Genomic DNA, 23,882 nt, shown 5'->3' with positions numbered 1-23,882 from the left:
AACCGCCGTGAACTTCACGGTGGTTTTTCTTTAGTGGATCGAAGAAGACAAATAGTGAATGTTGTGATTATACTAAAAGCGGAGGCGATGGATCATGTTAAAATCATTTAGTTTGGAAAACAAAACAGCAATCGTAACAGGAGCAGGTAAAGGAATTGGCAAAGCAATTGCGGTAGCGCTCGCAGAAGCTGGTGCGAATGTCATGTTGGTGTCACGAACAGTGTCAGACTTACAAGAAACACAGCAACAAATTAATAATAACCGAACCATTTACATACAAGCTGATATCACTAAACGCAACGATATCCAAGCGGCAGTTAAAAAAACAGTAGACCATTTTGGGGCACTTGATATTTTGGTCAACAATGCAGGAATGAATATTCGTTCGTCGTTATCAAATGCAACTGATACGGAGTGGCACCAAATTATGGACACTAATGCACAAAGTGTCTTTATGTTTTCACAAGAAGCTGTGAAAAAAATGACGAGTGGCAGCTCCATTATTAATATTAGTTCTGTCGGGGGAGATCGTGCATTGAAAACCGGTGTGATTTATGCAGCTTCTAAAGCAGCCATTATTCAAATGACAAAAGTTATGGCTATGGAATGGGGACCAAAAAATATTCGTGTCAATGCAATTGGTCCGTGGTATTTCAAAACGCCTTTAACCGAAAAAATTTTAAGCGACCCTGCTTATTTGGATTCCATATTGGCCGTAACTCCAATGAAACGTGTCGGAGAATTACCAGAAGTAGCATCACCCGTGGTATTTTTAGCTTCAGATGCAGCAAGTTACATTACCGGCCAAACACTTTTTGTTGATGGTGGTATGTCGATTCATGGATTTTCATAATAATACTAACATCCTTCTTAAAATTAGGAAGGATGTTTTTCGTTCTCTGATAAAAATGATATGATAGAGAACAGTATGCGGAGAAGGAGATTTCTAAATGACAGTAGTTGATCATAAACAAGAATTGCTTGAAACAGCGCATCTTTATAAAATTTTTGAAGAAAACGAAGATACCGAAAGAAAAGCAAAAGCCCATTTATTCGCAAAAAAAATATTGAAAAACAATTTTATTATTGGCTTTGCCGGACATTTTTCATCGGGGAAGTCATCTATGATCAACGCATTGACAGGCGAGACTTTATTGCCATCTAGCCCAATACCCACAAGTGCTAACATTGTCAACGTTCAAAAAGCAGATACAGATTTTGCAATTGTAAATATGCGCAACAAAAAACCTGTTTATTTTCCAGAGAATTACGATTTTAATGCTGTAAAGGAATTTTGTAAAAGTGGTGATGTTACTCAAATCGACATTGGTCACCAAGCTTCAGTTTTGCCAAAAGGCATAACAGTAATGGATACACCAGGAGTTGATTCGACAGATGACGCCCATCGTTTATCGACAGAATCGGCATTGCATATTGCAGATATGGTGTTTTATGTTATGGACTACAATCATGTTCAATCAGAACTGAATTTTAATTTTACAAAAGAATTACAAAAGTATACAGAGTTGTACTTGATTGTTAATCAAATCGACAAGCATCAAAATAGCGAAATGAGTTTTGAGGATTTCCAACAATCTGTTCATGATTCGTTTGCGGTATGGGGCGTCATACCAAAAGGTATTTTCTTTACATCTTTAAAGGACTTTGATTTTCCAGGAAACGATTATGAACAAGTGAAAACTTTAGTAGCATCTACTATGGAAGGCTGGAAAGGACATATTGGCGCAGCTTCAGATCTAGCGTTAAGTCAATTAAAAGATGAGCATATTAAATTTCTTGAAGATGAAAAAGAAGAACGTTTGCAAGCATTTGCATCTGTTTTGGATCCAGAAGAATGGGAAATGCGTGAAGATCTGAAAAAAGAGAATGCATTAGTGTCACGTAGAATATCTGTTCAAGATTTTGGAAACTGGCAAGCAAAGTTTGAGAAAAGTCGCAAAGAATTACTTGAAAATGCCAATATAATGCCTTATGAATTACGCAATGCGTTAACAAATTATTTAGAATCTGTTCAATCAAATTTTAAAGTTGGCATGCTATTTAGTGGTAAAAAAACAGAAGAAGAGCGCCAAATTAGAAAACTAGAAGTAGAAGAACGCTTAGCGACAACCGTTTCTTCTCAAATAACAAATCACATCAAAAAATTAATGAAATCATCATTAAAAGATGCTGGACTATTAACGGATAATGAATCTTTGGCGATTGATGATAAAGTATTTGATGTGCCATTTTCAGTTGTTGAAGATCAAACGCCAACAGGTGCTTCTGTAACAGGAGATGCTGTATTGAATTTTGCTACGAGTATTTCAGTGGCTGTACAGCGCTGGTTTATTCGTGAAACAGACGGCTGGAAAAAAGCACAAGAAGAAAAATTTGAAAGTATGACAGATGATGCTAGTACAGAAATTGACATGAAAGCACAAGCCTTGTCCCAAAAAATGCTGGCCATTCAAACACTTGAAGAAATGGACAATAAAATTGAAAAAGTAAAAAAATCTTATTCGGCCATACTGCCAAATCAAAAAATAGCAGCAGAGAAACGAGTCGATCAATGGCTAGAAGAATTTCAAATTTCACTTGAGGAAATGACCGAATTCGATCCATCGATGCTTCAAAAAGATGAACAAACACAAGATCAACAAGATCAACAAACCGAGGTAATAGAAATAGGTTCTTTTGATGAGGAAGCTGTAATCGAACGAGCCAACCGGACGGCTAAAGTGATCGATCCGATTAAAGGTTTTGCGGAAACTGCGGCTTACTTAAAACGAAAAGCAAGTCGGCTAGAAGGACAAGAATTCACCATTGCATTATTCGGGGCATTTAGTGCTGGGAAATCCTCATTTGCTAATGCTCTAATGGGAGAATCTGTGTTACCCGTATCTCCTAATCCCACTACTGCAACGATTAACCGAATCCGTCCTGTCTCAGAACAGCATCCGCACGAAACTGCCGATGTGCGTTTAAAAACGCAGTCGCAAATGACTGAAGATGTACAAAATTCTTTTCAAGCGCTAGGTATTCAAGTTTTTTCACTAGAAGATGCTTTCGATAAATCAAAGAAACTTCCAGAAAATACACCAACAGAGCAGCAAGTTCATAAATCCTTTATCACAGCCTTTAATAAAGGATACCCAAACTTTAAAGAGCGTTTAGGTGAAACAATTCGAACCAATCGTGAAGATTTTGGCTTATACGTAGCTAAAGAAGAAAAAAGTTGTTTTGTTAACGAAATTGATTTTTATTATGATTGTGAACTCACACGTAATGGTGTTACGCTTGTTGATACACCGGGAGCGGATTCAATCAATGCCCGTCATACCAATGTGGCTTTTGAGTATATTCGCAACGCAGATGCCATTTTGTTTATCACGTATTACAACCACGCATTTGCACGAGCGGACAGAGAATTTTTGATTCAACTAGGAAGAGTAAAAGACGCGTTTGAAATGGATAAAATGTTTTTTGTCGTTAATGCAATCGATCTTGCGAATGATGAAAAAGAAAAAGATGAGGTAGTGACTTATGTAAGAGAAGAATTACAGCGTTTTGGTATTCGTTTCCCACGCTTGTTTGGCATATCAAGCTTACTTGCACTGCGCGATCCAGAACATTCGGGTATGACGCCGTTTGAAGATGCATTTCACCATTTCTTACAAGAAGAACTAAAAGGAATGGCTGTTCAGTCACTCGCAGAAGAAGAGCAAAAAGCAGTAGATCGTTTTGGTAGCTTGATTGAACATACAGAAACCAATTTATTGAGAAAAGATGAGCGGTTAGAAGAGTTGAAGCATATGGAACAGCAACTGCGTATTCTTTTTGGTACATCTATCGCTAAATTAGTAGAACGTGAAGCGCTTCAAGAGTTGGATGAATTGCTCTATTATGTAAACCAACGAGTTTTTTATCGGTTTAATGACTTTTTTAAAGAAGCATTTAATCCTTCAGTTTTTTCCAATAAGTCAGCACAACAAGCATTAGATATAGCGCTGCAGGATATAAATGAAATGACAGGATTTGATTTTCAACAAGAATTGCGGGTTACAAATTTTCGACTTGCCCAGTTTATCGAAAAGAAACTAGAATCACGATTTAAAGAAGATACAGTCAAATTAAAAGAACGAAATTCTGATTTTTCGTTTACACCATACGAAGTACAAGAAGCCAGTTCTATAGACATATCCAAACCATTCACATCAGCTAATTATTCATCGGTAAAATCATATTACAAAAACAACAAAAGCTTTTTTGAAAAAAATGAAAAAGAAAAGTTGCGCGATGCCTTACAAGCATTAATGGAGCCCGATGCACTACGTTACTTGGATCATCAGAAAAAAGAATTGATTAATTGGGCAACTTTTTGGATTGAGCAAGAAGCGGAGGGTTTACGACAACACGTTTTACGTCAAGCTGTAGACCAAATTGATTCTGAACGAACGTTACTTCAGCAATCTGAAAAATTAGTTCAATGGAAAAAATTGTACGCGAATTTAATAGATGGAAGGGTGTAGAAGATGTCAGTATTTAGAGAAACAACAGATACTAAAAACAATAAATGGATTGATGCGCGATTCGATTTAAAAGATGCAGCTGCTGGAAGAAAAATGTACGAAAAAGAGCATGTAGCAGGTGCTGTTTTTTGGGATCTTGAAAAAGACATGTCGAATATGACTGCACATGAAGGACGACATCCCATGCCAACAGACGAACAAGTAACACAGCTGATTCAAAAAAGTGGATTAAAACAAAGTGATTCCATTGTGATATACGACCAAGGAGGTGCACCATACGCTGCACGTGCTTGGTGGCTATTAAAATATGCAGGATTCGAACAAATTTCTATTAGTAATAAAGGATTTGATGCATTAAAACAGCAAGGCATTTTAGTTTCTACTGAACTGCCTGCTATTCAAGTAACAGAAACAGTGCTTGAATTTAACTACGAAATTTTTGCAGATCAAGCATACGTAAAAAAGGTCATCAACGGCGATGAGTTAGGTGTGTTAGTTGATGCACGTTCAGCTGAACGTTATGCAGGATTAAACGAGCCGATTGATCCTGTTGCTGGACGTATTCCAGGAGCACGCAATCTTGATTGGGCCCAATTTGTTTCCGGTAGCGAATTTCAACTAAGTGAAGATTTTAGCCATATTGTCCAACAACACGAGCCCACTGTTGTTTATTGCGGCAGTGGTGTAACGGCAGCTGCTCTTTATGCGATTATGTCTGAAAAAGGATATGACCAATTAAAACTGTATATGGGCAGTTTTTCAGATTGGATTACAGATGCTGAAAACGTTGTGGAATTTGATCGTGGAGAACATCCAGAAGCAGCAGATGATCAAACAAAAGCTCTACTTGCAAAATTGATTGAAGAAGGCTTTTCAGGCGAAATGCTTATGAAAAAATTCGAATACGAAAAGTCATTATTAGAAGAAAAATAAAAAACCTCCAACAGCTAGATGCTGTTGGAGATTTTTTCGTTATACTTTACGTGATAACAACACACGAATAATTTGATGATTTTCCATTTCACGAACAGTGATGGTATGGTTCGGCAATTCAACTGATTCATCTTCACCAATATCGGTATTTTTTAATTGAATCCAACCACCGATTGTATCAACATCTTCACTGTCATCAAAGTCAATAGCAAATCGATCTTCTAAATCTGACAAGAGGACCCGACCATTTAATAAATAATTGTTGATATCGACTGCCTTAATTTCATCGCGCTCGTCTTCATCAAACTCGTCTCGGATTTCTCCAACAATTTCTTCTAAAATATCTTCCATTGTAATCACACCAGCTGTTCCACCGTATTCGTCTACAACAATGGCCATGTGAACATGTTCTTTTTGCATTTTTAGCAAGACATCTTGAATCGGTGCCATATCGTGAACAAAAGGAATGTCATGAACAACAATACTATCATGCAAATCTTGCTGGTATGTATAATTAGTCAGCATTTCCTTGACGTTGATAAAACCGAGAATGTCATCTTTGTCACCTTTTTCCGTAACTGGATAACGAGTATATTGATGTTCACGCACTATCTCCATCAAATCGCTATGACTCATCTCAAGTGAAATGGTCTCCATTTGTGTACGCGGTAGCATAATGTCTTTTGCTAACCGCTCATCGAAAGAAAAAATGTTCTGCATATACGATAATTCCGTTTGATTGATTTCACCACTATTATAGCTTTTTGTCATGATAATTTTCAGTTCTTCTTCTGAATGGGCTTGTTCATGATCGGAAAGTTCGATACCAAAAGCACGTAAAAGTAATCGCGCCGAACCATTCATCAACCAAATGAACGGAGCAAAAATTACACCAAACAGGTAAAGGGGGCGAGCAAAGATAAAAGCCATTTTCTCTGCATATTGAATAGCTAGCGTTTTGGGCGCTAATTCACCGACCACGACATGTAAAAAAGTAATAACGGTAAATGCAATGACAAAAGAAAGAATAGACGCAGTCGTTTCTTCTATTCCAAAGTTCTCGAAAATCGGACGCAATAGCCGTTCGACAGTCGGTTCACCAAGCCAACCAAGGCCAAGTGCCGTTACGGTAATCCCTAATTGGCAAGCAGATAAATAATAATCTAAATTGCTAATGATTTTTTTCGTTAAAAAGGCATTTTTATTGCCTTCGGAAACAAGTTGATCAATACGGGACTTTCGCACACGGATAATTGAAAACTCCGATCCTACAAATAAAGCGGTCAGCCCAATCAAGAGAGCGACCATAAACAAATTGAGAATGAGTATACTGTCCAATTCGTCCCTCCGACTAGGAGGGTTCACCTCTGCTTTCTATAAGTAAAAATAGTATAACACAAATGAAAGGGCTTTTGCTTCACGACGAATCAATGAAAAATTCAGTTTAAACGTATTGAATGCCGAAGCGAATAAACATATGATGATAAGAGAGAAAAGGAGTGGTTAAATGAAAGTGTTATGGCATGGAGGATCAATTTATACAATGGAAACTGAAGGTGCGACCGTAAATGCAGTGTTAGTTTCGGATGATCACATAGAAAAAACGGGTACGTACGATCAATTAAAGCAATTTGCTGATAAAGAAATAAATTTGCAAGGTGCGAGTATGTATCCAGGGTTTGTTGATAGTCATATGCATATGATTGGTCACGGTGAAAAGTTAATGCGTGTTGACTTGTCAATTATCGAAAGCTCAGAAGAAATGCGAGAACAATTAATCGAATCAACAAAAGATCTGAAAAAAGACGAATGGTTTATTGGGGAAGGCTGGAATGAAAATAATTTCGCAGATCGCAAAATTTTTCATCGCGATGAGCTAGATGAAATTAGTTTATCGCCAATGTTGCTGAAACGAGTTTGCCGTCACGCCATTTTAGCGAATTCGAGTGCGTTAGCGCTAGCAGGTATAACAAAAGATAGCCCAGATCCCGAAGGCGGTGTAATCGTGCGAGATGCAGAAGGAGAGCCAACTGGCTATTTGTTGGATGCAGCACAAGATTTAGTGGCCAATCAAGTTCCAGAAGTGAGCGTTAGCTATTTAACACGTGCATTAAAAAAATCAGTCGATCATTTGTTATCACTTGGTTTAACGGGAGCACATACAGAAGATATGGGCTATTACGGTCATTATTCACGTCCACTTGATGCGTTTAAAAACGTTATTTGTGGTGAGATGAAGTTTCGTGCTCATTTACTAAGAGCTCACAGTGCTTTTGAAGAAATGATGGAAAACGCCTCCTATGGGGAACCGTTCATCGATCCAGGTCCGATGAAAATTTTTGCGGATGGCTCCATTGGTGGACGTACTGCTTTACTGAGCAAGCCGTATAACGATGATCCGTCTACTATTGGAGTAGCAATTCAATCAGATGAAGAACTAAAACGATTAGTTTCTATCGCTCGTAAGCATGGCGAGGCAGTTGCAATTCATGTTATCGGTGACCTTGGTTTAGAAATGGCTTTAGATGCGATTGAAGCTCATCCCGTACCCAAAGGTAAACGAGATCGCTTAATTCATGTCATGGTGGTCCGTGAAGATTTAGTGAAACGCATGCAACAAATCGATGTTGCGCTAGATCTTCAGCCAAGTTTTGTCACATCAGACTTTCCATGGGTAGTAGAGCGACTTGGTGAAAATCGTCTGGAATGGTCTTATGCATGGCAAAAGCTTTTAAATCATGGCCTTATTTGCGCAGGTGGATCGGATGCACCGATTGAAGAAGCCGACCCTCGTTTAGGTATATACGCCGCGGTTACACGCAGAAAACCTTATGATACGCATGAAGGCTTTCTATCAGAAGAAAAGCTAACACGTTTTGAGGCGATTCAGTTGTATACAATTGGTAGCGCTGCAGCAATTGGTAAAGAAAAACAACGTGGTTTGATTTATCAAGGCTTTGATGCAGATTTCACTGTTTTTGATCGAGATTTATTTTTAGGGAATGAAGAACAGCTTCTAGAAGCTGTACCTATCATGACAGTAGTGGCAGGCGAAATCATGTATCAAAAAGGTGGACAATACTAATGGCAAAAGAAGCATATATTATTACTGGTGCTTCTAAAGGGATTGGTTTGGAATGGAGCAAACAGCTAACTGAACAAGGTCATCTTGTTATTGGAATCGCGCGAACGCAACCTGAATATTTCCCAAGCAACTATTTTCTATCTACTGACTTAACGCAATTAGACCAAATCGAAACGGTAATTGAGAAAGCATTAGCATTAGTTACCAAAGATATCGATGGAATTGTATTAGTGAATAACGCAGGAACGGTCGAGCCTATTGGGTTTGCCCACACTAATAGCGCCGACAAAGTTAGTCAAAGTATTGTTCTCAATTTGACAGCACCAATGTTATTATGTGGCGCATTTATCAATCAATTAAAAAATAACTCGGTTAAAAAGAAAATCGTTAATATCTCTTCAGGAGCGGGTCGTAATCCATACGAAGGCTGGAGTGCATACTGTGCTGGAAAAGCAGGACTCGATCATTTTAGTTTGTGTATAGACGCTGAAAATAAAGATGTTAAAGTCGTTTCTGTAGCTCCTGGAATCATCGACACAGGCATGCAAGAAATTATTCGTCAAAGCGATGTAGCAGATTTTCCACTCATTGAAAAATTTATGGACTACAAAAAAAATGGGTTGCTTAGCAGTCCAGAAGAAACAGCGCATTTATTAACAAAAATGACACAACGAGTAGATTTTAACGAGTTGCCTACCATACTGGATATTCGCAACTTACCGTAATCAGAAAAGGAGAGATCTAGTTGAGCAAGACACCAGAAAACATTTTGACCAAACTCACAAACGCGAACCGAGCAGGTATTGACATGACTAGCCCCAAAGCTGTTATTACCTTTTTACTAAGCCAAGGTGAAAAAGAGTCTATTCTCTTTTTTTACAAACCCAACAGTGTTGAATTTGATTTCGATCAATACAATAAATCAGTCAAAGAAATGAACGAACAAACAAATTAATAGTAATAAGAACCGTTTATAAAGCGTTTTTTCACACTTATAAGCGCCTATTAATGCTTTTTGGCTGTTGCTGAAGCTTTTGTAAAAACTAAAGATTGATGAAGATAAGAAAAGATCATAGATAGCGTTACAAAATGTCTTTATATCAAAGACTTATAAAAAAGAGAATACTGCATACAATGCAGTATTCTCTTTTGCTTATTTAACTTAAATCTCTTCTCCATTTAATCTATAAAATTCTAAGCGAGTGTGAAACTCTGCTTGATGGTGACAGTTGGTTTTTAATCGAAAAAAGTTTCCTCTTTGTCTAGATTCAACATATGATTATTGATTGTAATAATATGGTCATTTGTCCAAATTACATTTGTTTCATGCATAGGTTCTTCAAAATAGATATTTTTTTAAACCAAAGAGGACCATTTATTATCCCCACTACACTAATAGAGGTAGCGGCACCACCATTTAATGTGTAGAAGTCAATTGTTGTTTTGGAATTAGGTGATTGAGTTGTCACAATAGGTTCTCTTGCAAATATATTCATAACTGTCCCTAATAGAAAAATTGCGGAAAGTAGAAATGCAATTAAGACAGTCAACCAACTTCTCCATCCTGCTCTCTTGCTACTTTTATCTCTAAATTCAAAAACACTCATAAAAAAAGTAATAACAGTAAGCAACCACAAAGCTAAAGCAGGAGGTGCTAGTGACCATGAATGCATGTAAGAAGCAACTAGAGCTTGGAACGAAAGAGCTGTTATTACTAAAATTAAAATAAAAGACCAAAGGTTAAATTTTGTTCCCATGAAATATCTCCCAAATAGAAGTGTTAAGAGTCTCGTAAACCTTTTCTCTCCGACTAAACTGCTGCGTTAGTTGATGGTAATGTACTTGATATTGAAACATTTTAATAATCGGTAAGTTTCACTGGTCAACAATGAATGACTTTCAACAACTTATTTATTTAGAGAATAATAGCTCTGCTTCTTCGATTTTTCGATTAATGTATCGAAATTCATAAAATTATGAAAAAGAATTTTTGATAAGTTAAAACAAAAGGACTAAAGGTATAATTAGTTTAAATAATCTGTTAAACTAAATTGTATAAATAGACTTTAATTGGAAACATAAGGGGAAGTATGGAGGCGGATTTATGATTCAAGAAATGGCATCATTATCTATCGAGAGGGCATTAATGGATGGCATAAAAGAAATGGTTTTTATCGTACGTGTTGATGATAATGGGTTGTTTTATGAATTTATAAATCAAGCTGCATTAAATAATACTGATTTAGATCAAAATTCAGTTGGCAAAACGTTTTTTGAAACGCAAGCTTCCGAATTAGCTACAATGATCCATTCTCAATACATGAAAGTGCTAGAAAGTGGTAGCCCCGTAGTATACGAGGACAGTTATAAAGATCCTAAAGGTAAACAACGTTATTCAAAAACCTGCCTCACGCCGATGTTTAATTCTTTAGATAAGTGCACACATGTAGTAAGTATTGTGCAAGATGTAACAGGAGAAGTTGAAGCAAAGCAAAAAAGTATGGAGTTTTTAAAAAGCCTGGAAGAAAGTCGCGCTTATTATCATTCATTATTTGAGCAAAATGCAGATGCCGTTTTGACAATAGATTTGGACGGTCAAATAAAAGGTGCGAATCCAGTTGGTTTAAAGCTCAGTCAGTTATCGAAGGAAGAGTTGTATAGGAAACGAATTTTGGATTTTGTAGCACCTGAAGATCAACAGATAGCATTAACCAATTTTCAAAAAGCAAAACAAGGAGAATACATCAATTTTCGTATTAACATTAGACAAAAAGAAAACAAGCAACTAAATGTGTTGGGAAAATTTATACCTATTAAGATTCGGGAAATAACGACTGGCTTTTATGTGATTTTAAAAGATACGCGAGAACTTGATCACATGGTTGAACTGTATATAGAAAGTGAAAAGAATTTTCGGATTATTGCAGAAAATGCTCATGATATTATTATTTTAATCAATCGTCAAAATGAGTATTTGTTCGTTTCACCATCATTAGAGGACGTATATGGATTTAGTTCAGAAGACTATCGTCTTAAAGAGCCTTTTTATAATGTACATCCAGAGGATGAGCATAATTTTTGTGAAAATCTAAAAAATTCGATAAAAAATAAAGAAATTTCTAAAATGCGTATTCGCCTTAAACATAAAGACGAATATTGGATTTGGTCTGAATTACATGGAACACCGGTCTTTGATGACCAGAACGTCTATAGTCATATGGTGATTATCGTTCGTGATGTTTCACTTCAGAAAGGTTATGAAACTCAATTGGAATTCCTAGCCTTTCATGATACATTGACTTCTTTGCCAAACCGTCGATTTTTTCAAAAGTCGCTTGAACAAGCATTAAATGATTATCAGGTAAAAGAAACCAACTTTGCAGTTCTTCTTCTGGATATTGATAAGTTCAAGAGTATCAATGATCAATGGGGCATGAGACGGGTGATGCAGTGATATGTGAATTTGGAGAGCGTTTAAAGACACAAATTCGAAGCACTGATTTGGCGGCTCGTTTAGGGGGCGATGAATTTGTTGTTTTATTAACAGGTATAAATCATGAGGAGTCTGCTTTGCGAATTATCGACAACATCAGACAGGCCATGGTGCGTACTTGGAGATTCGGAGACGTTACTTTTACTGTTTCAACCAGCATCGGAATGACGATGCCAGATGAGAATTCAACAACGTCTTCAGTTCTAAAAGAAGCAGACAAAGCGATGTATGAAGAAAAGGAATTTAAAAGAGGGAACGTAGATGATGATCGCTTTTCTGGTTAACAGCCATAAAAGCGGTTTTTTTACAAAAAGAGTACATATTTTGGTAAATAATTTTATAATCTCTTTAAAGCTGATCGCTAGTATTTATAGAGACTGCTCCTCCATACAATAAAGCTTATCAAACCAATACTAGCAACTACTATTCACTTCAAGTTAAATACTTTTTTTATAAGAAATGAGAAATAGTATTCTATTTTCGACTGAATTTACACCGAGCCATTTAAGTGAAAATATATTCTCGGTAAACAACTAATGTCAAACCTAAAATAAATACAAAGTATAAAATAGAGCCTATCAGTATATAGGATCTTCCTGAGACATAGGCCTGCTGTTCCATTCGAATTCCAGTTTGTCCTTGTATCGACATATCCAAATACCGACTTGTCATGCCTCCTTTGGATTTGAAAAAATAAACGATGCTCAAAGCTAAAATAGCAAATGGGATGGCGATATCAAAAAAAGCAAGTTGCAAAGCAAAAGCAGCACTCAAGTTTCCGAGTGTGAGGACAAAAATTGTCAAACAGATAATCGCTATATTTTTCATCTATGCATACCTCCAGTATAAACTAGTTGAAAGAAGTATTAGTTTTCTTTCTTGATAGAGTTATACGCTTACAAGTATTAAAGGTTTCAAAAAATTCCAACTGGCTTTCTTGTGTGGAAGTAAAGTCTTTTTATTGTAGTGACGTTTGGTGTGGTTCTGGCCAACTGGTTTCGACCATAAAATTACAATCTTATAAAAAACGAGTTGTTTGACTATCTTTACTGTATTTTAAGTAAAAAAAAAGCTGGGAAAATCCAGCTTTTTCAATAATTAATCTAGTTTTATTGACAATGTTTTAACACCACGAACAATCATACCTGGTCGCCATTCTAAGTCAGCACTGTCTACTGCTAGCTCTATTTTTGGAAAACGATTAAACAAACTAGTGATGGCAATTTCTCCTTCTAATCGTGCAAGAGGTGCTCCTAAGCACATATGAATGCCTTTGCCGAATGCCAAATGTTGGCTTTTCTCGCGCTGAATATCGAATACTTCCGAATTAGAAAATTTCTCAGGATCATGATTAGCAGAGTTTAACGCAACAATAACCAATTCTCCTTTTTTAAATTTCTTTTCTTGAAACTCAAAATCTTCGCCTGCCCAACGAGTCGTACTAAACTCTACGGGACCGTTAAAACGTAAAGATTCTTCAATGGCTTGATTGATTAAGTCAGGTTGCTGAGATAAAAGTTGGCGTTGCTCAGGATGTTCAAGCAAAGTCAAAACGGTATTTCCGATTAAATTAACAGTTGTTTCGTGACCTGCAATAATCAGAAGAGTTACGACCCCATATAGTTCCGATTCACTTAAACGTTCGCCTTGTTCTTCTGCTTCGATCAAGCTACTAATTAAATCATCACCAGGCTGCTCACGAACAGTAGCGAACCACTGACCTAAATATTGAATGAATTCGTTCATATGTTCATAAACTGTAGTATTGGAATCTCCACTAGTTCCTTCGATTAACGAATTCGACCACATTCTAAATTTGTCACGGTCAGTCGAAGGAACACCTAAAATTTCACAAATAACAATAATCGGTAATGGAAAAGCAAACTCATCAATGATATCAACTTGGTTTTGACCTTCTAGTTTGGTTAATAAATCATCTGTTATTTCTTGAATTCTGTCACGCATACTTGCAATCATTTTTGGGGTAAATGCTTTTTGAGCGAGACCACGCAGTCGTTTATGGTCAGGTGGATCAGAAAACAGCATATTTTGTGTAAATACGCTCATTTGATCCATGCTACCTCCGTATATTTTAGACATATCTTTAATGAAACGTGAATCTTTTAATACACTTTCTGCATCTTCATAACGCGTGACCATCCAGCCGCGTTGACCATCAGGAAAAAGAACAGCGTGAATAGGATCTGTTTCGCGTAATTTGTGATAAGACGGATAGGGATTCTGTATAAACTCATCTGTAAACAAGCTTGTATTGTCCTGTCGATTTGTTGTCATTGATAGTCCTCCTTTTTTTCTCTATACCCAGTGTGTAATTGTTTACACTGATTTTCCTTTAAATGTGTATATATATAAAGAAGAATAACAGGTTATTTTTTACTTTGATCATTGGTTGCACTGACGTAACAGTAAAGCGGTATAGTTTCATGTATCAATCTATTGGATTATCCTCAATTATTACCGGTCTTAAAATTTTAGCGAAATTGATTACGACGTCTTCTGTGAAAGCAAAATTAGAAATGTCAGCAATATGGATGTAGTCTAGTAGCAACATAGTCAAACTCATCAGGAATAAAAATTTTAACTTAAAACGGTTTTGAAAATATCTGAAAAGTGTGATAATATGTACATGTCCAATTTATATTGAATAAGAAATTGAATTATAGATTTTCACTATGAACAAATCAAATAATTTTAGGAGGGACATGAAATGAATCGAGAATCGTGGTTACCTACATTGAAAACAGATACGCCTGAAGAAGGATATGAACTAGCTGTTAAATTAGCAAGAAAAGCTGTAGGAATGACACAACCAGACGAAGACGTGCGAAAAAAATTGCGTGTAGATTATGCAAATAACGCGGATAGCTTAACCATGGCTTCTCAAGTTGTTGCACTTAATTTTCAAACGGTTGCAGCTGCCAATAATTATTGGACTAATAACTAGCTATGAAAAGGTCTGAAAATTTAATATGATACCTAAGGTAGAGCAAAAAACCTATTGATTCGAAAGTGAATCGATAGGTTTTTTGTGCGGTTACCGTAATAAATAAATCGCCATTAATTATAAATAAAATTAGCAAATTGTAAACAACATATTCATGCTACTAAATAACTTGTTCTATTTTAAGAGGAGTTTTCCATTGGACAATTTGTTATGCAAGATCATACATTTTTTACAAATAGAAAAAATAATCTCTTTTTAAAAAACCGAAATATATGTCTAAATTTTCAGAAAACATGGTATAATTGAACTGTATAAAGAAACTAGTCGCAAATTTTACGCATGAACTTCCTGTTTTTAAAAGCAAAATGACATAGTTTGAAACAAAAGAGTCATAAGTATAGACCCAAGAAAGGGATGATAGTATGAATAGTAAAGGAAAAAAAGTGACATTGAGGGCACTAGAGAGAAGTGATATGGAGGAGCTAAGAAGTTTTTATAACAATCCAGATATTGCTCCACTTCTCGGGGGATGGACAATTCCAATTTCATCTGAACAACAAAATAGATGGTTTGATCGACTGGAATTTGATAATCGGAATTTGCGTTTAGCGATTGAAACAGAGCAAGACGGATTTATAGGCATCTCAAATATTTTAAATATTGACTATAGAAACCGTTCAGCTCATCATGGTATTTTAATCGGTAAAAAAAATATGCAAGGTCACGGCTATGGACGCGATACGGTTATGACGACAATGAAGTATGCTTTTGAAGAGCTTCAGTTGCATCGTTTAGAAGGAGATATTTTAGAACACAATATTCCATCTTATAATTTGTTTATAAAAAAATGTGGATGGATGGAAGAAGGCAGAAAACGAGATTTTGCTTTTCGCAATAACCGTTATTATGATCAAGTGATCGTGAGTATTTTAAAAGACGAATATGAGAAAGTTTGTCAGGAATCAGGATATTGGAGCAAGGAAAAATGATGAATCGACTACAAGGAAAAGTAGCAATTATTACAGGAGCAGCTGGTGACCTTGGAAAAGCAGTGGCTAAAGTTTTTTTAAAAGAAGGCGCAAAAGTTGCGCTAGTCGACCGAGATCTTCAAGCATTAATGTATTGCGAAGCAAACCTTTCTCAATACGGTGAAGTCATTAGTTTAGTAGCTGATGTGACTTCTGAAAAAGATGTATCCACATATGTCCAAGAAGTATTAAGTAAGTGGAATAGAATTGATATTTTTATCAACAATGCAGGTATTATTGGGACGGTTGCGTCTTTAATTGATCAAACTGTCGAAGATTTCGATTTAATTATGAATGTTAACGTTAAAGGCGTATTTCTTGGATTAAAAAAAGTGCTGCCTGTTATGATTCAGCAAAATGCAGGGAGTGTTATAAACACTTCTTCTATTTCAGGACTAATGGGGAGTGGAGGGAACGCTCTTTATGCAGCTACAAAACATGCAGTAGTTGGTTTAACAAAAACTGCAGCTTTAGAAGTTGGCAGCTATTCAGTCAGAGTAAATTCAATACACCCTGCACCACTAGACTCAGCTATGATGAAGAAAAATGAAGAAGGAATCAACAGTAAAAATCCAGAAGAAGTTCGCAAAAGAATTTCTTCCCGCATTCCTTTGGGAAGGTATGGAACTATGTCTGAAGTAGCCAAGTTAATGCTTTTTTTGGCAAGTGATGATTCTGAATATATAACAGGCAGTCAATACCGAATAGATGGAGGAATGGGAGCGCGCTAAAGTAATTTTCTGAAATTGCAATAAATTAACGCTTCCGCAAGAGGTATAAAAGGAGATGAGGTTATGAAACTAGGTATTATGCAACCATATTTCTTTCCGTATATCGGTTATTGGCAATTAATTAAAGCTGTAGATATCTATGTGGTTTATGACGATGTTAACTACAAAAAAAGAAGTTGGATTAATAAAAACTATATTTTAATAAATGATGTAGCCAAGCCAATTACCTTACGTACCGTTAAAGTAAGTCAAAATAAGCTAATAAATGAAATCACACTTGATAGTGATATTATCCACAATGAAAAGTTGCTTAAAACCATTAAAGAAGCCTATAGCAAAGCTCCTTATTTTTCAGAAATTTTTGCGTTGACCGAAAAAATTATCAACTATAAAGAGATAAATCTAGCTAACTATTTGATGAATTCAATCGTTGAAATAGCTAGATATTTAAACATTCAAACTGAAATAATCAAATCGTCCGAGTTGAAAATAAGAGAAGATTTAAAAGGCCAAGAAAGAATACTAGAAATTTGTAAATTACTTTCAGCGGATCAGTATTTTAATGCTGTAGGTGGAACGTCTTTGTATTCGTTTAGAGACTTTCAATTGCAGAATATTGATTTGACCTTTATCAAACCAGCTGACATAACGTATCAGCAAAAAAATCATGAGAATTTTGTCTCTAACTTATCAATCATTGATGTCTTAATGTTTAATAGCAAGGAAAAAGTAAACGCTATGCTTGATGAATTTACAGTGCTTGAAGATTTCCCCGCATTAGTATTTGCAAATCACGAAGTTAAATAAAAATATTATGTTAACTAAAACTCATGCTTATTCTGAAAATGATAGCGAAGTTACCACATGCCCGTATTGTATGATGGAGGAGGAGTTATGAACAAAGATATTTTGGTGAGCATTGATTGTTTAGCCTATAATCATGAAGCATATATCACACAAGCAATTGAAGGGTTTTTAATGCAAAAAACAAATTTTAGTGTTGAAATCCTTATTCATGATGATGCATCTACTGATGGTACTGTTAACATCATAAAACACTACGAAAAACGGTTTCCCGAGTTGATAAAGCCTCTGTATCAAATAGAAAACCAGTTTTCTCAAGGTGTGAAAATGCAACAAAACAATCAGCAACGTGCAAAAGGAAAGTATATAGCTGTTTGCGAAGGTGATGATTTTTGGCTAGATCCTTATAAACTTCAAAAGCAAATAGATTTTTTAGAGGGGAATGAGAAATATAGTTTGTGTGTTCATGGAGCTTATAAATTTTCTGAAGCTTATGGGAAAACTATAGGTAAAGTAAGACCAAGTCGGAAAAATAGAGCTTTTTCTGCAGAAGAGTCAATTGAAGGTGGTGGGGAGCTTTTTCCAACTAATTCAATGGTTTATCGACGTAAGCTAGCAGATGATGTCCCGTCATTTTATTTTGATGCAGGAATAGGAGATTATCCGCTTACGATTCATTTAGCACACAAAGGTCGTGTGTATTACATCGATAAAGCGATGTCTATTTACCGTGTGGATGTAAAAGGAGCGTGGTCTCAACAAACCATAGCCACTGCAGAGAAAGCTGTAGAACAGGATAAAAAGACAGCAGAATTATTAGATCAAATAAATATCCATACAAATTTCCAATATGATAGCTCGATTCAGCTGACTAAAAAAAAGCAGCACTTTTATCTATTACTGAGGCAGCATCGGCTAAAGAAAGCCTTTAGGAAAGAATATATCAAAGTGTATTTGCATAAAGAGTTTGTAAGAAGGGTACTTAAAAAAATGGTAAATACGCAAATATATGCTAAAGAAAAAATTATTTATTTTTTCGAGAAGTCGAAATAAGTGAGAGATGAGGCCAATCCAAGCGATTGGTCTTTTAATTTCCGTTTAGTAATATCTTCATAGTATCTAGAACGGTATATATTAAGCACAGCTAATAAGCCTTAAGTTGTATGAACAACTTGATTTTAAAGCTCTTCATAAAGATCTAAACTTAAGTTGTAATGAGTGAGAAAGTTTAATGAAGTAGAGTAAGAAAACACCACTACTAGAAACAGTAGCATAACAATTCATTAAAAAATATTTACCTTAATATGATGATGCTTTATTATCGGGGAGTGTTGTGCGGAGACAAGCGACAGAAACGTGTGGACCTAACCATCATAATTTTTAATAAGCTTTTATAGTTATCCTATAGAGAATCAATGATCGATTTTAACTGGGAAATCAAACTATTTGTTCATAACTTAAAGTCTTACAAGTACTGTGGATAGTCTACACTTAGTTGGACAGAAAAAATAAGGGGGCGTAGAATAGTCCACTATACGTGAGGAGAATCTACCATGCCACAAAAAAGACGAACATTTTCCCCAGAATTCAAAAAACAGGTCGTCGCGCTGCACGCAGGCGGAAAAAGCCGACCGGATATTGTCCGGGAATACGACCTGACGGCTTCCGCCCTCGATCGGTGGATTGCCCAATCCAATCAAACTGGCTCGTTCGAGGAAAAAGATAACCGAAGCCCTTTGGAAACGGAATTGCTTGCCTACAAAAAACGAAATAAGCAGTTGGAGATGGAAGTGGATATTTTAAAGCAAGCGGCGCTGATCATGGGACGAAAATAGAGATTATCCAACAGAATCAACACCTCTATTCAGTATCAGCAATGTGCACTGTCCTCCAAATTGCCCGCAGCACCTTTTACTATGAGACTTCCGTTTCGGTAGAAAAAGCACACCAAAAAGCCCAAGCAGAACAGGAGTTGAAAGACGAAATCTGGGCGATCTTTCACGAGAATCGCCGCGTCTATGGCACACGCAAGCTGAAAAAAGAGTTGGCGAACAGAAAGAAATGGGTGATCTCGAGACGCCGTATTGGACGCCTCATGGCGTCACTTGGCATCCAATCGAAATACGCGCTGCCATCCTACAAACCGATGGTCACGCCTCCCAATGAAGCGACATACCGGAATGTGCTGAACCGCCAATTCAATCCGGCAGCGAAAAACGCCGTGTTGGTCAGCGACCTGACGTATGTAAAGGTTGGCGGCCGCTGGAACTATATTTGTTTCCTTCTCGATTTATACAACCGTGAAATTGTGGGGTACAGTCTGGGCGAGCGTAAAGACGCTGCCCTGGTTCAACGTGCCTTCGCATCGGTCAAAGGCGACTTGGGAGCCGTGAAGCTGTTCCATACGGACCGCGGATCTGAATTCAAGAACACCGGCATCGATGCGCTATTAAAGACGCACCAAATCGAACGGTCGCTGAGCCAAAAAGGAACCCCTTACGATAATGCGGTGGCGGAAGCCACGTTCAAGATTTTGAAGACGGAACTCATCAACGGAATGTGCTTTGACACGCTTAACCAGCTAGCGCTTGAACTGTTTGATTACGTGAATTGGTACAACCATGTCCGTCTACACAGCAGTCTGGGCTATACCAGCCCTGTCACTTATCGAAACGCAGCCCTTAAAAAAGTTGTTTGATTTAGTGTTGACGTACCACTGTAGTGTAAACGATTATAAACTTGCTAGACCAGCTGCGCAAAGAATGATAGCTGAAAGAATGCTTTCGAAAGAAAATGGAGTTATCGGAAAAAGGAAGAAGCAATAAAATTACTTAATCAAGGACTATAAGAAAATTAAAATAGGTTTCAATAAGTAAAACACGCTTGCTTATTAGTAAAAAGTTACAAAATATTTAATGATAAAGTAATTATTTGAAATGTGAATGTCGTATACTATAATCTAAAGATAATTTTATATATGAAAGATAACGGAGTAAAGTTCAGGAGGAACTACATGCGGCAGTCAATAGATAAAGGAATCAGACATAAATATTTAAGATTAACTTTTTCTTCTGTTATTATCTGTACTTTATTAATTATTGGAATTTATTTCTACATGAATATGGAACAGCAAAAACAAGAAGATGAGTATTCGGAGCTGTTAGAAAAACAAGAAACTTTGCAAGAACTTTCTCGATCGTTAAATCAGCTGTTTTTCCGAACAAGAGGTTTTTATGCTTTTCAAATTGAAAAAGAGTTAGATCAGGCTTATTTGGAATTGGAAAATTTAAAAAAATCTATCGAAAAAATGAACAACTTAACATTAACGAGACAAGAAAAAGAACGAATTATCGATTTGAGTAATTTTGTTACGATTTTTGAAGAAGACATATTTCCTACCGCAATTGCAATTGTACGCGCTAATGATTATGAAGGCTTACAGTCACTATCTCAAAACGGGACCAATACAGCGGTTAATGAGTTTGTTGTGTATGCAGAAGAATATCATGCAGCAACAGAAAGCGTATTGCAACAAATGAACGAAGATATTGTTGGGAAAGCAAAAGGTTTTTCTTTAGTCTTAATCATTTTGTTTGTTGCATTATTTATTGTCACTGTGTTAATTATTTTACGAGCTTTAAATGACATTGTGAAGCCTTTAGAAGGTATGCGCACTTCAATCGAGCGTTTTGTAAATGAGGAAGAAGTATCTTACGAACCGTTGCAACGCTCTGATGAACTTGGTGTTTTATCGATGACCTTTCACAATATGGTCAATACAATTCAAAAAAATCAAGAAAAGCTAACTTCGCAAAATCAAGAGTTACTAACAAATAAAGAGAGCTTACAAGAAAAGAAAATTAAGTTAGAAGAGTCATTAGAAGAAACTGAAAAATCGAGAGAGCGTTTAATTCGATTTAATGAATTAAATCATATTTTATCTTTCACGTTAGATAAACAAAAACTAATAAACGCCACACTCCAGTATTTTAATGACAGGTATGAAATTGATACAGGTGTGCTGTGGTTACCCAAATCAGATGAATATGCATTAATAGGCATTACAGCCTCAATGTTTAAGCAGTTTCAAGAAGAAAGAGTTCAATATCTTTTAACAAGATTGGAAAAAAGTGAATCATTTACGGTAAAAAGAGAAGCACAATTGGAAAAAGGATTTGCGATAAACAGTGTATGTATTCACGATTTGTATGCTGCAGTGAAAAATGAGCAAGGAGTCAATATTGCGTTAATTGGTTTATCTCGCGTAGGTAGAATTTTTTTAAAAGAAGAAGAATTGGATATCAGTGGATTGCTAAAGCGAATTCACTTAGCAATTGATCGAATCGAATTGTACGATGCAGCAATACATGAGCGAACATTAAATGAACGGATTATAAATAATATCAACGAAGGCATTCAATTTATATCAAAAGATGGAGACATGGTTCAACGGAACGATACGATGTGTTCTATGTTAGATTGTGGAGACTTTCCGTTAGATGCTTCTATTGACAAAAAAACATGGCTCGACAAAATGGCTGATCAAACAACAGATCCTGAATCAATGTTTAAGTTTTTGAATAGTTGTATTAACGAAAAGAACATCGAAGCAAACTCATTTCAATATACTGTTAAAGCACCTTATGAGCGCGTGATCGACGTTTATAGTGCAGCAGTCGTTGTAGATAAAGAAAAAACCGGAACAATTTTTGTGCACCGAGACATCACAAGAGAACATGAAGTGGATAAAATGAAATCTGAACTTGTTAGCACTGTTAGTCATGAGCTTCGAACGCCGTTATCAAGCGTTCTTGGATTTACTGAACTATTATTAAACAAGCAACTCAAGCCTGAGAAACAAGAACGCTATTTAAAAACAATTTATAAAGAAGCTATGCGTTTAACAAATTTAATTAATGACTTTTTAGATTTGCAGCGCATGGAATCCGGAGATCAAGTTTATCGAATGGAAAAATTATCATTAAATGAAATTATTATAGAAACGGTTGAAAAATTTCGAACTCAAAGCACGCATCCAATTATTTTAGTAGATGATGCTTCTGATGTAGTAGTACTAGGAGATCATGATCGTATCGCACAAGTGCTAATGAACTTAATCGGAAATGCAATTAAATTTTCACCATTAGGAGGGAATATTACCATTTCATTAAAAAATGATTTGGGCAGTCTTCGAGTAACTATACAAGATGAGGGGATTGGAATTCCTGTTGAAGATATTCCAAAGTTATTTTCTAAATTTCAACGTATTGATAATAGCTCACGTCGTAAAATCGGTGGAACTGGTTTAGGACTTGCAATAAGCCAAGAAATTATTCTTCAACACGACGGAAAAATTTGGATAGAGTCACAAGAAGAGCAAGGTACTCAAATACATTTTGAGTTACCACTCATAACAGAGCCACAACCATTTACTAGTCACGAAGATATAGAAGAAAATCCACCTGTCATGATTGTCGAAGATGATTTGAGTCTCGCGCTTTTACTTTCTGAAGAATTGAAAGTAAATGGCTTTAAAGTGATTTACCATACAAATCCGAGTGAAGCGTTTAAAGAAGCAAAGCGTACTCCACTTGTCGGGGCAGTTATTGATATTATGCTTGGAGAAGAGTTGAGTGGGTGGGATTTGGTTGATATGATGAAAGAAAATTCTTTGACAAAAAATATTCCCATCGTAATTTCATCTGCTTTAGATCCTACATCAGATGCTCAAAAAATAAATAAAATTAGCCATTATTTAACCAAGCCTTATGCTCCAATAAATTTGTCAAAAGTAATGAAAAAATTATTGGATAAGCAAAACCATAACGGTGTTATATTTTACGCATCTAATAATTATGATGAAAATGAAGATGAGTAAAAAAAGTGAATATCAAAAAAGCGAACACGTCTTTAAAAACGTGTTCGCTTTTTCTTATGAAATCAATATATTTTCGACAAGTGTTAAAAGCTCCATTGGACTAAAAGGTTTAGGCATAAAATAGTCTGCACCTTTTTGAATGGCTATTTGCCGATCCGAATCTTGGGCTTTGGCAGTTAGCATTAAAACTTTTGTTGAGTTTTGATCTTTTCTTATTTTTTCTAATACTTCAAGACCCGTGTAGTAAGGCATCATGTAATCAAGAACGATAAGATCGTAGTCTGTGTTTCTAATTTTTTTAAGTGCTTCTTTGCCATCTTCAGCTTCTTCCACTTCAAAATCATCTTCAAGTGTATCAACAATTAGCATTCTCAAAATATCTTCGTCATCTGCTATAAGTATTTTTTTCACACGTACTAACCTCCTGAAATTA

At 36.1% G+C, this 23,882-nt stretch carries 19 protein-coding genes and 1 pseudogene; 14 read left to right on the top strand and 6 right to left on the bottom strand.

What is annotated here, in order from left to right:
- The first annotated feature begins 94 nt into the window (after positions 1 to 94).
- From I858_RS09930 to I858_RS09920, 3 genes are all read left to right on the top strand, one after another.
- Positions 95 to 853: an SDR family NAD(P)-dependent oxidoreductase gene (locus tag I858_RS09930; protein WP_065524510.1), complete on the top strand. Its 759-nt coding sequence runs from the start codon at positions 95 to 97 to the stop codon at positions 851 to 853.
- Between the two features lie 97 nt (positions 854 to 950).
- A complete protein-coding gene (locus tag I858_RS09925; protein ID WP_065524511.1) occupies positions 951 to 4,532 on the top strand; it encodes a dynamin family protein in 3,582 nt (1,193 codons plus the stop codon).
- A 3-nt stretch (positions 4,533 to 4,535) separates the two neighbouring features.
- Positions 4,536 to 5,465: a sulfurtransferase gene (locus I858_RS09920; protein ID WP_065524512.1), complete on the top strand. Its 930-nt coding sequence runs from the start codon at positions 4,536 to 4,538 to the stop codon at positions 5,463 to 5,465.
- A gap of 39 nt (positions 5,466 to 5,504) precedes the next feature.
- Here the strand turns inward: I858_RS09920 and I858_RS09915 are convergent, their stop codons facing one another.
- Positions 5,505 to 6,803 carry a hemolysin family protein gene (locus tag I858_RS09915; RefSeq protein ID WP_065524513.1) on the bottom strand — a complete coding sequence of 433 codons (1,299 nt, stop codon included), beginning with the start codon at positions 6,801 to 6,803 and terminating at the stop codon, positions 5,505 to 5,507.
- Positions 6,804 to 6,972: 169 nt separating this feature from the next.
- On the opposite strand from I858_RS09915, the gene I858_RS09910 reads away from it, so the two are divergent.
- From I858_RS09910 to I858_RS09900, 3 genes are read left to right on the top strand one after another with little or no spacing between them, the layout of a single operon-like run.
- Positions 6,973 to 8,550, top strand: a complete 1,578-nt coding sequence (locus I858_RS09910) for an amidohydrolase (RefSeq protein WP_065524514.1) — start codon at positions 6,973 to 6,975, stop codon at positions 8,548 to 8,550.
- Positions 8,550 to 9,275 carry an SDR family NAD(P)-dependent oxidoreductase gene (locus I858_RS09905; RefSeq protein ID WP_065524515.1) on the top strand — a complete coding sequence of 242 codons (726 nt, stop codon included), beginning with the start codon at positions 8,550 to 8,552 and terminating at the stop codon, positions 9,273 to 9,275. The genes I858_RS09910 and I858_RS09905 overlap by 1 nt, the downstream gene beginning before the upstream one ends.
- Before the next feature lie 20 nt (positions 9,276 to 9,295).
- Entirely contained in the window at positions 9,296 to 9,505 is a 210-nt protein-coding gene (locus I858_RS09900) for a hypothetical protein (protein WP_065524516.1), read from the top strand.
- 281 nt (positions 9,506 to 9,786) lie between these two features.
- On the opposite strand, the gene I858_RS17690 is transcribed toward I858_RS09900, so the two are convergent.
- Together I858_RS17690 and I858_RS09895 are read right to left on the bottom strand one after the other, a co-directional pair.
- Positions 9,787 to 9,882 (bottom strand): hypothetical protein, encoded by a 96-nt coding sequence (locus I858_RS17690; protein ID WP_157886516.1) that lies wholly within the window; start codon positions 9,880 to 9,882, stop codon positions 9,787 to 9,789.
- Entirely contained in the window at positions 9,864 to 10,307 is a 444-nt protein-coding gene (locus I858_RS09895) for a DUF5412 family protein (protein ID WP_065524517.1), read from the bottom strand. The genes I858_RS17690 and I858_RS09895 overlap by 19 nt, the downstream gene beginning before the upstream one ends.
- 347 nt (positions 10,308 to 10,654) lie before the next feature.
- On the opposite strand from I858_RS09895, the pseudogene I858_RS09890 reads away from it, so the two are divergent.
- Positions 10,655 to 12,327: pseudogene (locus tag I858_RS09890) on the top strand (PAS domain-containing protein).
- 220 nt (positions 12,328 to 12,547) lie between these two features.
- On the opposite strand, the gene I858_RS09885 reads toward I858_RS09890, so the two are convergent.
- Positions 12,548 to 12,871 carry a hypothetical protein gene (locus I858_RS09885; RefSeq protein WP_065524518.1) on the bottom strand — a complete coding sequence of 108 codons (324 nt, stop codon included), beginning with the start codon at positions 12,869 to 12,871 and terminating at the stop codon, positions 12,548 to 12,550.
- A gap of 270 nt (positions 12,872 to 13,141) precedes the next feature.
- A complete protein-coding gene (locus tag I858_RS09880) occupies positions 13,142 to 14,338 on the bottom strand; it encodes a cytochrome P450 family protein (RefSeq protein WP_065524519.1) in 1,197 nt (398 codons plus the stop codon).
- A gap of 433 nt (positions 14,339 to 14,771) precedes the next feature.
- On the opposite strand from I858_RS09880, the gene I858_RS09875 reads away from it, so the two are divergent.
- The 7 genes from I858_RS09875 to I858_RS09840 all read left to right on the top strand — a co-directional run bounded on the left by I858_RS09875 (position 14,772) and on the right by I858_RS09840 (position 23,449).
- A complete protein-coding gene (locus tag I858_RS09875) occupies positions 14,772 to 15,008 on the top strand; it encodes a hexameric tyrosine-coordinated heme protein (RefSeq protein WP_065524520.1) in 237 nt (78 codons plus the stop codon).
- Positions 15,009 to 15,430: 422 nt separating this feature from the next.
- Positions 15,431 to 15,997 carry a GNAT family N-acetyltransferase gene (locus tag I858_RS09870; RefSeq protein WP_065524521.1) on the top strand — a complete coding sequence of 189 codons (567 nt, stop codon included), beginning with the start codon at positions 15,431 to 15,433 and terminating at the stop codon, positions 15,995 to 15,997.
- Entirely contained in the window at positions 15,994 to 16,767 is a 774-nt protein-coding gene (locus tag I858_RS09865) for an SDR family NAD(P)-dependent oxidoreductase (RefSeq protein WP_204249421.1), read from the top strand. Before I858_RS09870 ends, I858_RS09865 begins: the two co-directional genes overlap by 4 nt.
- 63 nt (positions 16,768 to 16,830) lie before the next feature.
- Complete coding sequence (locus I858_RS09860) at positions 16,831 to 17,574, top strand: WbqC family protein (protein WP_065524522.1); 744 nt, start codon at positions 16,831 to 16,833, stop codon at positions 17,572 to 17,574.
- Between the two features lie 87 nt (positions 17,575 to 17,661).
- Positions 17,662 to 18,624: a glycosyltransferase family 2 protein gene (locus tag I858_RS09855; RefSeq protein ID WP_065524523.1), complete on the top strand. Its 963-nt coding sequence runs from the start codon at positions 17,662 to 17,664 to the stop codon at positions 18,622 to 18,624.
- A gap of 500 nt (positions 18,625 to 19,124) precedes the next feature.
- A protein-coding gene (locus I858_RS09845; RefSeq protein WP_157886468.1) for an IS3 family transposase occupies positions 19,125 to 20,269 on the top strand; the annotation gives its coding sequence in 2 pieces (ribosomal slippage) (positions 19,125 to 19,371 and positions 19,371 to 20,269; 1,146 coding nt in all).
- 315 nt (positions 20,270 to 20,584) lie between these two features.
- On the top strand, positions 20,585 to 23,449 hold the full coding sequence (locus I858_RS09840) for an ATP-binding protein (RefSeq protein ID WP_065524524.1): 2,865 nt from the start codon (positions 20,585 to 20,587) through the stop codon (positions 23,447 to 23,449).
- A 54-nt stretch (positions 23,450 to 23,503) separates the two neighbouring features.
- Here the strand turns inward: I858_RS09840 and I858_RS09835 are convergent, their stop codons facing one another.
- Positions 23,504 to 23,860: a response regulator transcription factor gene (locus tag I858_RS09835; RefSeq protein WP_065524525.1), complete on the bottom strand. Its 357-nt coding sequence runs from the start codon at positions 23,858 to 23,860 to the stop codon at positions 23,504 to 23,506.
- Positions 23,861 to 23,882 lie beyond the last annotated feature (22 nt).

It is taken from the genome of Planococcus versutus, assembly GCF_001186155.3.
GTDB classification, from domain to species: domain Bacteria; phylum Bacillota; class Bacilli; order Bacillales_A; family Planococcaceae; genus Planococcus; species Planococcus versutus.
This window is presented reverse-complemented; position numbering and strand designations above follow the sequence as displayed.

Excerpts from the sequence above, each read along its gene's own strand:
- I858_RS09855 (WP_065524523.1), top strand. The coding sequence starts at position 17,662 with ATGAACAAAGATATTTTGGTGAGCATTGATTGTTTAGCCTATAATCAT.
- I858_RS09880 (WP_065524519.1), bottom strand. The coding sequence starts at position 14,338 with ATGACAACAAATCGACAGGACAATACAAGCTTGTTTACAGATGAGTTT.
- I858_RS09870 (WP_065524521.1), top strand. The coding sequence starts at position 15,431 with ATGAATAGTAAAGGAAAAAAAGTGACATTGAGGGCACTAGAGAGAAGT.
- I858_RS09905 (WP_065524515.1), top strand. The coding sequence starts at position 8,550 with ATGGCAAAAGAAGCATATATTATTACTGGTGCTTCTAAAGGGATTGGT.
- I858_RS09910 (WP_065524514.1), top strand. The coding sequence starts at position 6,973 with ATGAAAGTGTTATGGCATGGAGGATCAATTTATACAATGGAAACTGAA.
- I858_RS09860 (WP_065524522.1), top strand. The coding sequence starts at position 16,831 with ATGAAACTAGGTATTATGCAACCATATTTCTTTCCGTATATCGGTTAT.
- I858_RS09895 (WP_065524517.1), bottom strand. The coding sequence starts at position 10,307 with ATGGGAACAAAATTTAACCTTTGGTCTTTTATTTTAATTTTAGTAATA.
- I858_RS17690 (WP_157886516.1), bottom strand. The coding sequence starts at position 9,882 with ATGCATGAAACAAATGTAATTTGGACAAATGACCATATTATTACAATC.
- I858_RS09885 (WP_065524518.1), bottom strand. The coding sequence starts at position 12,871 with ATGAAAAATATAGCGATTATCTGTTTGACAATTTTTGTCCTCACACTC.
- I858_RS09930 (WP_065524510.1), top strand. The coding sequence starts at position 95 with ATGTTAAAATCATTTAGTTTGGAAAACAAAACAGCAATCGTAACAGGA.
- I858_RS09925 (WP_065524511.1), top strand. The coding sequence starts at position 951 with ATGACAGTAGTTGATCATAAACAAGAATTGCTTGAAACAGCGCATCTT.
- I858_RS09840 (WP_065524524.1), top strand. The coding sequence starts at position 20,585 with ATGCGGCAGTCAATAGATAAAGGAATCAGACATAAATATTTAAGATTA.
- I858_RS09875 (WP_065524520.1), top strand. The coding sequence starts at position 14,772 with ATGAATCGAGAATCGTGGTTACCTACATTGAAAACAGATACGCCTGAA.
- I858_RS09920 (WP_065524512.1), top strand. The coding sequence starts at position 4,536 with ATGTCAGTATTTAGAGAAACAACAGATACTAAAAACAATAAATGGATT.
- I858_RS09865 (WP_204249421.1), top strand. The coding sequence starts at position 15,994 with ATGATGAATCGACTACAAGGAAAAGTAGCAATTATTACAGGAGCAGCT.